The organism is Agromyces aureus (assembly GCF_001660485.1).
In the GTDB taxonomy this organism is placed as follows: Bacteria; Actinomycetota; Actinomycetes; order Actinomycetales; family Microbacteriaceae; genus Agromyces; species Agromyces aureus.
On record NZ_CP013979.1, the window covers coordinates 3,940,230 to 3,954,341 of the forward strand.

The following is a 14,112-nucleotide window of genomic DNA, read 5'->3' on the forward strand; positions in this document are numbered from 1 at the left end:
CATGCTCATCTCCCTGTTGAAGCGCTACGTCAAGCCGTACTCGTGGCTGGTCGTCGCCGTCATCGTCTTCCAACTGGCGCAGTCGATGGCCTCGCTCTACCTGCCGACGTTGAACGCCGACATCATCGACCAGGGCGTCGCCACCGGTGACACCGCGTACATCCTCACGACGGGCGGCTGGATGCTGCTCATCACGCTCGCGCAGGTCGCGTGCTCGATCACGGCCGTCTACTTCGGCGCGAAGGTCGCCATGGCCGTCGGGCGCGACCTTCGGCGCGGAGTGTTCCGCAAGGTCGGCGAGTTCTCGGAGCGCGAGGTCTCGAAGTTCGGCGCCCCGTCGCTGATCACCCGCACGACGAACGACGTGCAGCAGGTGCAGATGCTCGTGCTGATGACCTCGACGATGCTCGTCTCGGCCCCGATCCTCGCCATCGGCGGCGTGATCATGGCCATGCAGCAGGACCTCGAGCTCTCCTGGCTGATCGCGATCAGCGTGCCCGTGCTGCTCATCGCCGTCGGGCTCATCGTGAGCCGCATGGTGCCGCTGTTCCGCGTGATGCAGAAGAAGATCGACCGCCTGAACCTCGTGCTGCGCGAGCAGCTCACCGGCATCCGAGTCATCCGCGCGTTCGTGCGCGAGCCCGAGGAGCGCGACCGGTTCGAGGTCGCCAATGCCGAGATCACGGATGTCGCGACGCGCGCCGGCCGCCTGATGGCACTCATGTTCCCCGTGGTCATGGCCGTGCTCAACGTCTCGAGCGTCGCCGTGCTCTGGTTCGGCGCGTTCCGCATCGAGGACGGCAGTATGCAGGTCGGAACGCTCATGGCGTTCCTGCAGTACCTGATGCAGATCCTCATGGCCGTCATGATGGCGACCTTCATGGCCGTGATGATCCCGCGGGCATCGGTCAGCGCCGATCGCATCGGCGAGGTGCTCGAGACCAGCTCGAGCGTCGTGCCGCCGCTCGAGCCCACGACCGTGGTGAGCATGCACGGCGCCATCGAGCTCGACGACGTGAGTTTCGCCTACCCCGGCGCCGAGTCACCGGTGCTGCGGAACCTGACGTTCCTCACCGAGCCCGGCACGACCACCGCGGTGATCGGCAGCACCGGCTCGGGCAAGACGACGCTCGTGAACCTGCTGCCCCGCCTGTTCGATGCGACCGAGGGCAGCGTGCGCATCGACGGGGTCGACGTGCGCGACCTCGAGCCCGACGCGCTCTGGGAGCGCATCGGCCTGGTTCCCCAGAAGCCGTACCTGTTCTCGGGCACGGTCGCCTCGAACCTCCGCTACGGAAAGCCGGATGCCACCGATGACGAGCTCTGGCACGCGCTCGAGGTCGCGCAGGCGAAGGGGTTCGTCTCGGCCATGCCGGGCGGCCTCGAGGCCCCCATCGCCCAGGGCGGCACGAATGTCTCCGGTGGTCAACGCCAACGACTGGCCATCGCGAGAGCGCTCGTGAAACGTCCGGAGATCTACGTATTCGACGACTCGTTCTCGGCGCTCGACGTCGCGACCGACGGGCGCCTTCGCCGCGCCCTCCGCGCCGACATCGGCGATGCCTCGATGTTCGTGGTCGCCCAGCGCGTCTCGAGCATCGTCGACGCCGACCAGATCCTCGTGCTCGAGCACGGCGAGATCATCGCCCGCGGAACGCACGAGGAGCTCCTCGCGAACTCCCCCACCTACGAGGAGATCGTCTCCAGCCAGCTCAGCGCCGAGGAGGCCGCAGCATGACCACCGAGCAGCGCAACGACGCACACCCCGACACCGGCGCGATCAGCGCGGCCACCCAGGCCGAGATCGCCTCCGAGGCCGAGGCAGCCCCTGCACCCGCGGCGCCCCCGCGTCGCGGCGGCGGCCCGTTCGGTGGCGGCATGCAGGCCCCCGTGCAGAAGGCGATCGACTTCTGGCCGTCGGCCAAGCGACTCATCGGGCGACTGCGCCCCGAGGCGTGGCCGGTCATCTCGGTGACGATCCTCGCCATCATCGGCGTCGTGTTCAGCGTGCTCGGGCCGAAGCTGCTCGGCGAGGGCACGAACATCATCTTCGAGGGCGTCGTCTCGTCGGCGCTCGGCGAGCAGATGCCGGCCGGCACCACGCAGGCGCAGGCCATCGAGATGCTGCGCGCCGCCGGGCAGGACGACATCGCCAACATGGTCTCGGCCATGAACGACTTCCAGGTCGGCCAGGGCATCGACTTCCAGGCACTCGGCATGGTGCTCATGGGCGTGCTCGCGCTCTACCTGCTGGCCTCGCTCTTCATGTGGCTGCAGGGCTGGGTGCTGAACGGCGCGATCCAGCGCACCGTGTACCGGCTGCGGGAGGACGTCGAGGAGAAGATCAACCGGCTGCCGCTGAAGTACTTCGACGCCCTGCAGCGCGGCGAGGTGCTCTCGAGGGTCACCAACGACATGGACAACGTCTCGCAGAGCCTGCAGCAGACGATGAGCCAGATGCTGACCTCGCTGCTCACCGTGGTCGGCGTGCTCGTCATGATGTTCACGATCTCGCCGCTGCTCGCGGCCGTCGCCCTCGTGACGATCCCGCTCTCGGCCGTCATCACGGTCGTCATCGCCAAGCGGTCGCAGAAGCTGTTCGCCGCGCAGTGGAAGCACACCGGCACGCTCAACGCCCGCATCGAGGAGACCTTCACCGGCCACTCGCTCGTGAAGGTGTTCGGCCGCCAGAAGGAGGTCGACGAGGCGTTCGACGCCAAGAACGACGAGCTGTACGCCGCGAGCTTCGGTGCCCAGTTCGTGTCGGGCATCATCATGCCCGCGATGATGTTCGTCGGGAACCTCGTCTACGTCGCGATCGCGGTCGTCGGCGGGCTCATGGTCGCCGGCGGCACCATGCGCCTCGGCGACGTGCAGGCGTTCATCCAGTACTCGCGCCAGTTCACCCAGCCGCTCAGCCAGCTCGGCTCCATGGCCAACCTGCTGCAGTCGGGCGTCGCGAGCGCCGAGCGCATCTTCGAGCTGCTGGACGCCGAGGAGCAGGACCCCGACCCCGAGACGCCCGCGTCACCGGCATCCGTCACCGAGGGTGGCGAAGCGGGAGCGCGCCTGGCGTTCGAGGACGTCTCGTTCAGCTACTCGCCCGACAAGCCGCTCATCGAGCACATGAACCTCGTGGCCGAGCCGGGCTCGACCGTCGCCATCGTCGGCCCCACGGGCGCCGGCAAGACGACGCTCGTGAACCTCATCATGCGGTTCTACGATGTCGACTCGGGTCGCATCACGTACAACGGCGTCGACATCAACGACATGACCCGCGACGACCTGCGCTCGCGCACCGGCATGGTGCTGCAGGACACCTGGCTGTTCGGCGGCACGATCCGAGAGAACATCGCCTACGGGCGACCGGGTGCCACGGAGGAGGAGATCCTCGCCGCGGCCGTCGCCGCCTACGTCGACCGGTTCGTGCACGCCCTGCCCGACGGGTACGACACCGTGCTCGACGACGAGGCCGGCAACCTCTCGGCCGGCGAGAAGCAGCTCATCACCATCGCGCGGGCGTTCCTCGCCCGTCCGAACGTGCTGATCCTCGACGAGGCGACGAGCTCGGTCGACACGCGCACCGAAGTGCTCGTGCAGAAGGCCATGGCCGCGCTGCGCGAGAACCGCACCAGCTTCGTCATCGCGCACCGGCTCTCGACGATCCGCGACGCCGACGTGATCCTCGTCATGGAGAACGGGTCGATCGTCGAGCAGGGCTCGCACACGCAACTGCTCGCCGCGAAGGGCGCGTACTACCGCCTCTACAACGCGCAGTTCGAGGCGCCGGTCGACGAACAGGTCTGACCGGGAACGACGAAGGGGCTGCGTGCGAGTGATCGCACGCAGCCCCTTTCGTGTTCGAGCGGATGCCGCGGGTCAGGCTCCCGGGCGCGGCTCGGGCGCGTCAGGGCCGCTGCCGTCGGTGGCGGCGGGCCCCTCGGTGCCGTCGGCACCGGTCGGCTCGGTCGGTGCACCGGTCACGGGTGCGCCGGTCTCGGGATCACTGGTCTCGGGACGCTCGGCTCCTCGACCGGCGGTGTCCGTCGGCGCGCTCGGTGCGGTGGTCTCGTCGGGCGCGCTGGTCCAAGGTTCGCTGGTCTCGAGACGCTCCGCTCCTCGACCGGCGGGGACCAGCGCGGGCTCCGCGGCGGTCGCGGCGGGCTCGGCGGGCTCGGCACGCGCGGCGCGCTTGGCCGCGCGACGTTCGCGCCCGCCCTCGACGAGGTTGTAGATCACCGGCAGCACGACGAGCGTGAGGACGGTCGACGACAGCAGGCCGCCGATGACCACGATCGCGAGCGGCTGCGAGATGAAGCCGCCGTGGCCGGTGATGCCGAGCGCCATCGGCACGAGCGCGAAGATCGTGGCCAACGCCGTCATGAGGATCGGGCGCAGACGGCGGGAAGCGCCGTGCACGAGCGCGTCGCGCACGTTCATGCCGCGATCTCGATACTGGTTGACGAGGTCGACGAGCACGATGGCGTTCGTCACGACGATGCCGACGAGCATCAGCACGCCGATCAGCGAGGGAACGCCGAGCGGCACGCCCGTGATGACCTGCAGCGCGATCGCGCCGGTCGCCGCGAACGGCACCGAGACGAGCAGCAGCAGGGGCTGCAGCAGCGAGCGGAACGTCGCGACCATCACGATGTAGACGATCAGGATCGCCGCGAGCAGTGCGAGCCCGAGCTGCGAGAACGACTCGGCCTGGTCGGCCGAGACGCCGCCGATCTCCGCGGTGGTGCCCGCGGGCAGGTCCACCTCGGCGAGCGCCGTCGACACGTCGGCGTTGGCCGCCGTGAGGTCGTCGCCCGCCGGAGTCGCGGTGACGGTCGCGCTGCGGAGGCCCTGCACGGTGGTGATGGAGGTCGGGCCGTCGATCGTCTCGACCGTCGCGAGCGTGTCGAGACGCACCAGACCGGTCGCCGTGGGCACCTCGAGCGCCTGCAGTTCCTCGATCGTGGTCGGCGGGTTCTCGTCGGCGATGTAGATGGTGAGCGTCTGCTCGTCGATGACGATGGACCCCTGGGCCCTCGGCGACATCTTGCTCGACACGAGGCCGCCGAGCGCGACCTCGGAGAAGCCGGCCTCTGCGGCCGCGGTGCGGTCGATCTCGACGGCGATGTACTCGCGCGACTCCGACAGGTTCGAACTGACCTGGGTCAGCGAGTCGAAGCTCTCGAACTCCTCGACCATGGCGTCGGTGGCCGACTGCAGGTCTTCGGCGTTCGACGCCGTGATGTTGACCGCGATGTCGTTCGAGGCGCCGAAGCCGCTCGACGCGGTGAGCGTGACCTGGCCGACGTCGGAGAGGCCGTCGAGCGACTCCTTCACGTCTGCCTGCAACACCTCCTGGTCTGCGTCTTCGTCGGTCGTGATCGAGTAGGTGACCGTCGCACTGCCACCGCCGAAGATCGCCGCGAGTCCGCTGCCCGATCCGATCGAGGTCTGCACGGTCTCGACGCCCTCGGTGTCGAGGATCGCCTGCTCGACCGGCTCGGACGCCGCGTCCATCGCATCGAGGCTCGAGCCCACCGGGAGCTCCTGCGTCACCTGGAAGGTGTTCTGGCCCGACGACCCGAGGAAGTTCGTCTTCATGAGCGGGATCATGGCGACCGTTCCGCCGAGCACGAGCACGGCGATGAGGATCGTCACGAAGCTGTGCTTCAGCGTCCAGGCGATGATCGGCAGGTAGCCGCGCTGCAGGCGAGAGGGGTGCTCGAGTTCGTCGGGCGCGCCTGCGCCGGCCTGGTCGACGAAGGCGGCGGCCGCGGCATCCGTTCCGGCCTCGCCACCGTGCGCGTGCACCTTGGCGGGCTTCAGGAACCAGTACGCGAGCACGGGCACGATCGTGAGCGACACGAGCAGCGACGCGAGGAGCGCGATCGTGACCGTGAGCGAGAACGGACGGAAGAGCTCGCCGGTCACGCCCTCGACGAGCGCGATCGGCACGAACACCGCGACCGTCGTGATGGTCGAGGCCGTGATCGCACCGGCGACCTCGCGCACGGCGTGCACGATCGTGTCGGCCTTGTCGACCCCGGCGACGAGATGGCGCTTGATGTTCTCGATCACCACGATCGAGTCGTCGACCACGCGGCCGATCGCGATCGTCAGCGCGCCGAGCGTGAGGATGTTCAGCGTGTACCCCGTGGCCTGCAGGCCGATGAAGGTGATGAGCACCGACGTGGGGATCGAGATCGCGGTGACGAGGGTCGCGCGAACCGAGAGCAGGAACAGCAGGATCACGATGACGGCGAACGCGAGCCCCAGCAGGCCCTCGGTCGCGAGCGACTCGATCGACTGCTGGATGTAGGGCGCCTGGTCGAAGACGACCGTGAACTCGGCGCCCGGGTTCGTCGTGTCGAGCGACGCCTGGAGGTCGGGCAGCAGCGCGGTCACCGCGGTCGAGACGTCGACCGTGTTGGCGGCCGGCAGCTTCGTGACCTGGATCGTGAGCGCCGGCTCGCCGTTCACGCGCGAGATGCTCGTGACCGGGTTCTCGGTGATCTCGACGGAGGCCACGTCGCCGATCGTCAGGGCGACGGGAACGCTCGCGGCGGCGGCCGCACCCGGAAGCGCAGCACCCTCTGGGAGGGTCGTGCCGCCGGGCAGGGCAGAACCGTCGGGCAGTGCGCCGGCCGCGGCATCCGTGTCGACCGGAGCGGTCGGAGCGGCCTCGGTGCCCCCGAGCACCGGCAGCGCGGTGAGCTCGTCGACGCTCTCGATGCGGGCGCCGGTCTGCACGGCGTAGGTCTTGTCGCCCTCGGTGATCGAGCCGGCGGGAATGAGCACGCCGTTCTGGGCGAGTGCATCGCTGACGGCCTGCGAGGTGAGCCCGTACGACGCGAGCTTCGCGGGGTCGGGCGTGATCGTGACGCGCTGGCCGGAGTCGCCGACGAGCGTCGCGTCGCGGACCCCGTCGACGTCCTTGATCTCGCCGAGGGTCGTGCGGGTCAGCTCGTCGGAGAGGGTCGCGGGGTCGTCGGCGCCGGTGACGGCGATCTGCAGCACCGGGAAGTCGTCGAGGCTGAGCGCGAGCACCTGCGGGTCGACGTCGTCGGGCAGCTGGCTCGAGATGCGGTTGATGGAGGAGAGCAGCTTCTGCTCGGCGAAGGCCAGGTCGGTGCCGTAGGTGAAGCTCGCGGTGACCCTCGAGACGCCGGTCGAGCTGTTCGTCGACGTGTCCTCGAGGCCGGTGATGCCCTGGATCGCGGTCTCGATCGGCGTGGAGACATCGGTGTTCACCACGTCGGGCGACGCGCCCGGGTACTGCGTGATGATCGACAGCTGCGGGAAGGAGATCGACGGAGCGAGCTCCTGCTTGAGCGTGGTCAGCGAGATTCCGCCGAAGATCGCCACCACCACCGTGACGAGCGCGATGAGCGCGCGGTTCTTCATGCTGAGCGCAGCGAGCAGTGACATGAGGTCAATCCTCGCAGTGCGGGGGTTCCCATTCGGTCACGGATGCCTGTGAAAACGAGTATCCGTCCTCCGAATCTCATCGTGTCCTCTAGCCCTGCTCGGGGGACAGTCGGTATGGTGCACACAGGATGGGGGTGATCCGGTGGCTTCGCTGACGAGTTCGAGACGCCGAACGGGCATCCGCTACGCCATCCTCGGCGCCGGCATCTCGGCCGCCTGGCTCACCATCTCGCTCTTCTCGGGCGCCCAGAGCGCCTCGGCCGACGAACGCGACGGCGGGGGCCTGCTCGGCGCGGTCGGCTCCCTGCTCGGTGGGGTCTCGGCCACGACCGGCGCCGTCGGCGACACCCTCGGAGCCGTCGTCGGCACGGCCGTCGAGCCCGTGAACTCGGTGCTCGAACCCGTCGTCGCCGCGGTGCCCGCACCCGTGGCTCCCGTCGTCGAGCTCGTCCCGCCCGTCGTGGACGGTACGACCGACACCGTCGACACTGTCGTCGAGACCGTCGACACCGCGGTCGTCGGCACGGTCGGCGAGGCGACGCAGGCGCTGACGGAGGTCGCGAGCGGCGGCACCGTCGGCAGGATCCTCGATCCCGTGGTCGGCACGGTCGACCGGGTCGTCGGCGGTGTTCCGGTGCTCGGCCCCGTGGTCGGCGGGCTCCTCGGCGACTCCGGGGTCAGCGGCGTCGTGACGCCCGTGACCGGCGCGGTCGACGGTCTCCTCGGCGGCCTCATCGGTTCGACGGGCGAACTTCCCGGCGGTGTGCTGCCCGAGATCCCCGGCATCCCCCTGCTGCCCGGTGACGGGTCTGCCGGCGGATCCGAGGGCCAGGAGCCCTCGCTTCCGGTGTCGCCTCCGGCGATCGGCGAGTCTCGCGGCCCTGAGCCGCCAGGAACCGGCGCCACCGGTCTCACGTTCGCCGCGACATCCGGCGCTCATCACGGCCTCGATTCACCTCCGCCCGGCGTCGGCGACGCCGCAGCGCAGGCGGGACTCGTGCGCACGGTCGCGCCTCAGGGCGGCACCGGCGGCCCGGCCGGCGCGCCATTGCCCTCCGGCGGTCCCACTGCAGGCGCGGGTTCAAGTGCGGGCGTGCTCGGCTCCGACCTCGTCGGCGCCTCGCAGCTGCTCGATGCCATGGTCACCCAGGCGCTCACCTCGGTCGACGACGCACTGCCGTCGTCGCCCGTCTTCGGCACCGACACCACCCCTGACTGACGGGGGCCGTTCCGCCTGCTCGCAGGCGCGCCGTTCTGCGCGCCTCGAGACGACGGACACGGTCATCGCTCCGCGCCGCATCGCGCCCGGAGCATCCAACCCATCCAGTCAAGGAGAACACTCATGGATCTCAAGCGATTCGCCACGAGGGCGCTGTACGCGACCCTCCTCACCGGGGGGCTCACGCTCCTCGGCGCCGGCGTCGCGCACGCCTCGGAGACGAGCGGCGACGACGGCCTCCTCTCGGGCACGCAGGCGATCGTCTCGCTCGCGGTACCGATCACGATCTCGGGCAACGGCATCTCGGTCGTCGGCGACTCGTCGTCGACGGATGCCACGACCGAGGTCGCGCCGGCACCCGCTGCCGAGCCGGCAGCCGCAGCCCCGACCACCAGCGGCGACGACTCGCTGCTCGGCGGCCTCCAGGGCCTCGTCGACATCGCGATCCCGGTCACCGTGGGCGGCAACGCCATCTCGGTCATCGGCGACTCGTCGACGACGGATGCCACGACCGAGGTCGCACCGGCACCCGCTGCCGAGCCGGCAGCCGCAGCCCCGACCACGAGCGGCGACGACTCGCTGCTCGGCGGCCTCCAGGGCCTCGTCGACGTCGCGATCCCGGTCACCGTGGGCGGCAACGCCATCTCGGTCATCGGCGACTCGTCGTCGACGGATGCCACGACGCAGGTCGCACCCGCGACGGGCACCGGCACCGGGGGCGGCGCAACGACCAGCGGCGACGACTCGCTGCTGGGCGGCACGCAGGCGATCATCGGCGCCGTCGTCCCGGTCACCGTGGGCGGCGACGCCATCTCGGTCATCGGCGACAGCACGTCGACGGATGCCGCGACGACCGTCGCCCCCACGACCGGCGGCGGGAACGCGTCGACGTCGGGCGTCGGCGGACTGCTCGGGGGAACCCAGCTGATCCCGAGCGTCTCGCTGCCGATCACCGTGGGCGGCAACGCCATCTCGGTCATCGGCGACAGCACGACCGGAGGATCCACGACCGTCGTGGTTCCGGTCGACCCCACCGACCCCGTGGACCCGGTCGACCCGGTCGACCCGGTCGACCCGGTCGACCCCGTCGACCCCGTGGACCCCGTGGACCCGGGCACCCCGAGTGAGCCGGGCACGCCCGGGACGACGGGCGGCACCGGCACGAACACGAGCGTGGCGAGCGAGACCGTGACCATGGTCGCGGACGCCTCGCTCGCCTCGACCGGTGTCGAGTCGAACTGGTTCCCGCTCGCGGGCCTGCTGCTCGCGATGGGATTGGGGCTGGTCGCGCTGCGCCGACGCCCGACGCGGCGCTGAGCGAGCCGGTCGGGGTCGCGGTCCGCGGCCCCGACCGCTCACGGCTTCGACGAAGCGGCGATCCGAGCCGCAGTGCCCGGGTCGCCGCTTCAGCGTGCCGCCATGCGCGTCAGACCACCGAGGCCAGCAACTCGGGATCCGGCTCGCCGAGCGGCACGCCGCCGAGCGAGCGCCAGGCGCGGCCGAGCGCCTGGAGTGCGGCATCCGTCGCGTCGAGCGGCTGGCAGATGGGCACGCGCAGGAAGCGCTCGAATGCGCCGTCGATGCCGAACCGCGGGCCCGCGGTGACGATGAGCCCCTCCTGTCGCGCCGCGAGCACGAGCTGCGAGCTCACGGGTGCACCGAGGCCGATCCAGGTCACGATGCCACCGTCGACGTGGGGCACGTGCCACTCGGGCACCAGTTCGGCGACCCGCCGTTCGACGAGCGCGCGCCCGGCCCGAAGTTGCTCGCGTCGGAGCGCGAGGATGTCGTCCATGCGCTCGAGGCCGCGCGTCACGAGCAGCTGGTCGAGGATCGGCGTACCGAGGTCGCCGGGTGGCCGTACCGCGAGCAGCCGGCGGATCAGCGGCCGATCGGCGCGGATCCAGCCGACGCGCAACCCGCCCCAGATGGTCTTGCCGACGCTGCCGATGAGCACGGCGGGTCCGTCGGCCGCCATGGGCGGGAACGCCTCCGCGCGGTCGATGTCGAGTTCGGCGATGGTCTCGTCGGCGATGACGACCGTGCCCTGCCTGGCGGCCGCGTCGAGCACGCGCCCCCTCGACTCACGGCTCATGGTGCGGCCGGTCGGGTTCTGGAAGTCGGGCATGAGGTAGGCCAGCACGGGGTTCGAGTGCCGGATGGACTGCACGAGGCTCATGGCCTCTTCGCGGTCGGCGGCGATGGCGGCGTCGGTCGCGCCCGCGACCGGTCCCACGGGGCCGTCCCCATGCGGTGCCACGGGCGATCCGACGAGCCTCGCACCGGCTCCGCGCAGCGCCTCGTACGCGTGCGGATAGGTCGGCATCTCGATGAGCGCCCGGTCGCCTCGAGCGACGACGGTGCGCGCGACGAGCGCGATGGCGTGCTGCGCACCGATCGTCACCATGATCTGGTCGGGCGAGGTCGGCAGGCCGCGACGCGTGTACCGGTCGGCGATCGCCTCGCGCAGCGGCAGGATGCCGATCGGGTCGTAGCCGGAGTCGCCGAGGTGCGCGGGCAGGTCCTCGGCCGCCTGCCTGGCCAGGTCGGCGAGCCAGGGCAGTGCCGGAGGCGCCGCCTTCGAGAAGTCGAGGTACTCGGACTCGAGCGAGGCCGGCAGGATCGCGGGCGCCCCGGGAAGCCTGGCCACGCTGCCGGATCCGCGGACGCTGTGCAGGTGGTCGAGTTCGCGAAGCCGACGATAGGCGGCCGCGACGGTCGTGCGGCTGAGCCCGAGTCGTTCGGCGAGGTCCCGTTCGGCGGGCAGTCGCGTCTCGACGGGGATGCGCCCGTCGACGATGAGCAGTCGGATGCGGTCGGCCAGCGCTTCGTAGGCGCTGCCCCGTCCGCGCCAGTCGCCGAGGAGCACCTCGAGCGAACGGGCACTGAGCGATCGGTCAACCATGAGGCCACTTTAGGAGAATTGGATGTATACGAAAAGGCCAATCATGGAATTGGATTGGCCCATGCTCTCCCGTCCCGCCGCCTTCCGCGATCCCGCGCCGATCCTCGCGCGACGTCTCGTGCAGCTCTACGTCGGCCTGCTGTTCTACGGCATCGGCATCGCGCTCATCGTGCGGGGCGAGCTCGGGGTCGCCCCGTGGGATGTGCTGACGCAGGGCATCTCGAAGCAGACGGGCCTGAACTTCGGACTCGTCACGGTCATCACGAGCGTGTTCGTGCTGCTGCTCTGGATCCCGATCCGGCAGAAGCCCGGGTTCGGCACGATCATGAACGTGCTGCTCGTCGGGCCGGCGGCCGACCTGGGGCTCTGGCTCATCCCGTCGGGGCTCGACCTCTGGGTGCGCATCCTGCTGCTGCCCGCCGGCATCCTCGTGCTCGCGATGGCGACCGGCCTGTACATCGGCGCGCACTTCGGCCCCGGGCCGCGCGACGGCCTCATGACCGGTATCCATGCGCGCACCGGATGGCGCATCTGGATCGTGCGCACGAGCATCGAGCTCATCGTGCTCGCCGCGGGCTGGCTGCTCGGCGGCAACGTCGGCATCGGCACGGTCGCGTTCGCGCTGCTCATCGGTCCGCTGTGCGGCTACACGATCCCGCTGTTCGCCATCAGGCGAGCACCGGTCGAGCGAGCGGATGCCGGCGCCTCCGGCGAGCGCGAGTCGACGTCGACCGCGGCGGGCCCGACCCCGGCGTCGACTGCGGCGCCGTCGACGACCTCGACGGCCCCCTGAACTCGGCGGGTCGGCGCGGAGGGACACCCGCCGACCCGTCGTGATCCTCTCGGCGCCGGTGCGGGCCGAACGCTCGGGTCGGGCGCTGGTCTCGATACGGCGCTGACGCTGCGCTCCTCGACCGGCGGGTTCGACCGACCGACGAGGCGCGATGCGTCGAGGGCTCAGCGCTCGGAGAGCGTCGCGAGCACGTCGGCCCGCACCTGGGAGAGGCGCGCCTTCAGCAGCGTCACGGATTCCGCACGCACGCGTCCGCGATGGGTGCGGAGATCGGTGCGCAGCTGCTGGCGGAACTCCGCGATCGCGAGGTCGGCCTCCTGCAGCGCGCGCTCGGACTCGATGCGGTCGGCATCCGACGAACCAGGCCCACCCGTCGCACCGGCAGCACCCGAGCCCGCGCCGCCGCCCGCCGCGCCCGCGGTGGTCGTGGTCGCGGCGCGCTTGGCCTCGCGCGCGGCGCTCGCCAGTTCGGCGCGCAGCGAGCGCATGGCGTCGTTCACTTCGGCGCGCACGCCGTCGGCCAGGCGTCGCACCGAGTCGGTGACCTCGTTCTCGATGTCGTCGAGCTCGTGCCGGCGCGACTCGAGCTCGGCACGACCGGCGTCGGTGATCTCGTAGACGGTCTTGCGCCCATCGGCCGCCTTGGTGACGAGTCCCTCTTCTTCGAGCTTCGCCAGGCGCGGGTAGATGGTGCCCGCACTCGGCGTGTACGTGCCGCCGAACTGGTCGCTCAGCGCCTGGATCAGCTCGTACCCGTGGCGCGACTGCTCGGCGAGCAGCGCCAGCAGGTAGAGCCGCAGGCTGCCGTGGGCGAAGACGGGGGTCATACGGATGCCTCGGCGTCGCGTTCGGCGCCGACTCCGGCCCCGGCGGAGCCGCCGGCATCCGCCGTGCCGCTGTCGTCGGAGGTGCCTTCGCTCGATGCGGCGCCGGTCCAGCTCGTGCTGCCGGTGGACTCGCTCCCAGCACGCGTCATCACCGAGATCGAACCCGAGACGCTGTTCGCGGCGAGGTCGAGCCAGGTGCCCGCGAGTTCGCCCGTGATGCGCTCGAAGCCCTTGCCGAGCACGCCCTTGATGCGGGTGTCGTCGAGGAGCACGGTGCCGCCGACCGTGTTGATGCGGAAGCGGGCCCCCGCTCCGGCGTCGTAGCGAACGGTGAGCGAACCCGAGACCGTGTTGGTGTCGATCTTGCCGGGCGTGCCCTTGGCGTCGACGATCATGCTGCCCGAGACGGTGTCGGCGTCGAAGAGGTAGATCTCGCCGGTGGCGACGACATCGCCCGACACGGAGTGCGCGTCGATGGAGCCGAGGTGATTGCCGACCGAGATCTCGCCCGAGACACTCGACACGTCGAGGTCGCCCTCGTGGTTGTCGACGACGATGCTGCCGGAGACGGTGCTGATCTTCGCGTCGGTCGTGAAGCCGGCGATGAGGGCGTCGCCCGAGATCATGCCGAGCTTCAGCGCGACGTGGCGCGGCGCGAGGATCGACACGTCGGCCTTCGCGCTGCCGGCCCAGCCCTTGAAGACGTCGATGAAGTTGTCCCAGCCGAGCTGGGGGTGGTCGATCTCGACCACGTCGCCGTTGATCGAGACCTTGAGGTCCTTGCCGGTGACGCCGCTGATCTCGATGCGGGCGCCGGGCTCGTCGTGCGCGATGACGTCGACCTTGCCGCCGATGAGGCCGACCTTGAGTCGCCGAACGAGCTCGAGGTCGATCACGCGCGATTCGCCGGGGTTGATGACCCATTGTTCGATGGTCATGA

9 protein-coding genes are annotated in these 14,112 nt (G+C 70.4%); 5 read left to right on the forward strand and 4 right to left on the reverse strand.

Going from position 1 to position 14,112, the window contains the following annotated elements; translation table 11 throughout:
* Position 1: 1 nt before the first annotated feature.
* Together ATC03_RS17595 and ATC03_RS17600 are read left to right on the forward strand one after the other, a co-directional pair.
* Positions 2-1,738: an ABC transporter ATP-binding protein gene (locus ATC03_RS17595; protein ID WP_067879969.1), complete on the forward strand. Its 1,737-nt coding sequence runs from the start codon at positions 2-4 to the stop codon at positions 1,736-1,738.
* Positions 1,735-3,807 (forward strand): ABC transporter ATP-binding protein, encoded by a 2,073-nt coding sequence (locus tag ATC03_RS17600; protein WP_084003596.1) that lies wholly within the window; start codon positions 1,735-1,737, stop codon positions 3,805-3,807. The genes ATC03_RS17595 and ATC03_RS17600 overlap by 4 nt, the downstream gene beginning before the upstream one ends.
* A 72-nt stretch (positions 3,808-3,879) precedes the next feature.
* On the opposite strand, the gene ATC03_RS17605 is transcribed toward ATC03_RS17600, so the two are convergent.
* The gene (locus tag ATC03_RS17605; RefSeq protein ID WP_067879971.1) at positions 3,880-7,428 is read right to left on the reverse strand and encodes an efflux RND transporter permease subunit; all 3,549 of its coding nucleotides are present in this window, start codon (positions 7,426-7,428) and stop codon (positions 3,880-3,882) included.
* A 142-nt stretch (positions 7,429-7,570) separates the two neighbouring features.
* Between ATC03_RS17605 and ATC03_RS17610 the strand changes: the two genes are divergently transcribed.
* Together ATC03_RS17610 and ATC03_RS20870 are read left to right on the forward strand one after the other, a co-directional pair.
* Positions 7,571-8,647, forward strand: coding sequence for a hypothetical protein (locus tag ATC03_RS17610; protein ID WP_067879974.1), 1,077 nt, complete (start codon positions 7,571-7,573; stop codon positions 8,645-8,647).
* A 123-nt stretch (positions 8,648-8,770) separates the two neighbouring features.
* A complete protein-coding gene (locus ATC03_RS20870; protein WP_067879977.1) occupies positions 8,771-9,964 on the forward strand; it encodes an LPXTG cell wall anchor domain-containing protein in 1,194 nt (397 codons plus the stop codon).
* 109 nt (positions 9,965-10,073) lie between these two features.
* On the opposite strand, the gene yczR is transcribed toward ATC03_RS20870, so the two are convergent.
* Positions 10,074-11,552 (reverse strand): MocR-like transcription factor YczR, encoded by a 1,479-nt coding sequence (yczR, locus tag ATC03_RS17620; protein ID WP_067879980.1) that lies wholly within the window; start codon positions 11,550-11,552, stop codon positions 10,074-10,076.
* 61 nt (positions 11,553-11,613) lie between these two features.
* On the opposite strand from yczR, the gene yczE reads away from it, so the two are divergent.
* Positions 11,614-12,345, forward strand: a complete 732-nt coding sequence (yczE, locus tag ATC03_RS17625; RefSeq protein ID WP_067879983.1) for a membrane protein YczE — start codon at positions 11,614-11,616, stop codon at positions 12,343-12,345.
* Positions 12,346-12,509: 164 nt separating this feature from the next.
* On the opposite strand, the gene ATC03_RS17630 is transcribed toward yczE, so the two are convergent.
* Together ATC03_RS17630 and ATC03_RS17635 are read right to left on the reverse strand one after the other, a co-directional pair.
* On the reverse strand, positions 12,510-13,172 hold the full coding sequence (locus ATC03_RS17630; protein ID WP_067879986.1) for a PadR family transcriptional regulator: 663 nt from the start codon (positions 13,170-13,172) through the stop codon (positions 12,510-12,512).
* Entirely contained in the window at positions 13,169-14,110 is a 942-nt protein-coding gene (locus ATC03_RS17635; protein WP_067879989.1) for a DUF4097 family beta strand repeat-containing protein, read from the reverse strand. The genes ATC03_RS17630 and ATC03_RS17635 overlap by 4 nt, the downstream gene beginning before the upstream one ends.
* Positions 14,111-14,112 lie beyond the last annotated feature (2 nt).

What these genes read in the sequence shown, in the direction of transcription:
- ATC03_RS17595 (WP_067879969.1), top strand. Translation starts at nt 2, where the DNA reads ATGCTCATCTCCCTGTTGAAGCGCTACGTCAAGCCGTACTCGTGGCTG.
- ATC03_RS17600 (WP_084003596.1), top strand. Translation starts at nt 1,735, where the DNA reads ATGACCACCGAGCAGCGCAACGACGCACACCCCGACACCGGCGCGATC.
- ATC03_RS17605 (WP_067879971.1), bottom strand. Translation starts at nt 7,428, where the DNA reads ATGTCACTGCTCGCTGCGCTCAGCATGAAGAACCGCGCGCTCATCGCG.
- ATC03_RS20870 (WP_067879977.1), top strand. Translation starts at nt 8,771, where the DNA reads ATGGATCTCAAGCGATTCGCCACGAGGGCGCTGTACGCGACCCTCCTC.
- yczR (WP_067879980.1), bottom strand. Translation starts at nt 11,552, where the DNA reads ATGGTTGACCGATCGCTCAGTGCCCGTTCGCTCGAGGTGCTCCTCGGC.
- yczE (WP_067879983.1), top strand. Translation starts at nt 11,614, where the DNA reads ATGCTCTCCCGTCCCGCCGCCTTCCGCGATCCCGCGCCGATCCTCGCG.
- ATC03_RS17630 (WP_067879986.1), bottom strand. Translation starts at nt 13,172, where the DNA reads ATGACCCCCGTCTTCGCCCACGGCAGCCTGCGGCTCTACCTGCTGGCG.
- ATC03_RS17635 (WP_067879989.1), bottom strand. Translation starts at nt 14,110, where the DNA reads ATGACCATCGAACAATGGGTCATCAACCCCGGCGAATCGCGCGTGATC.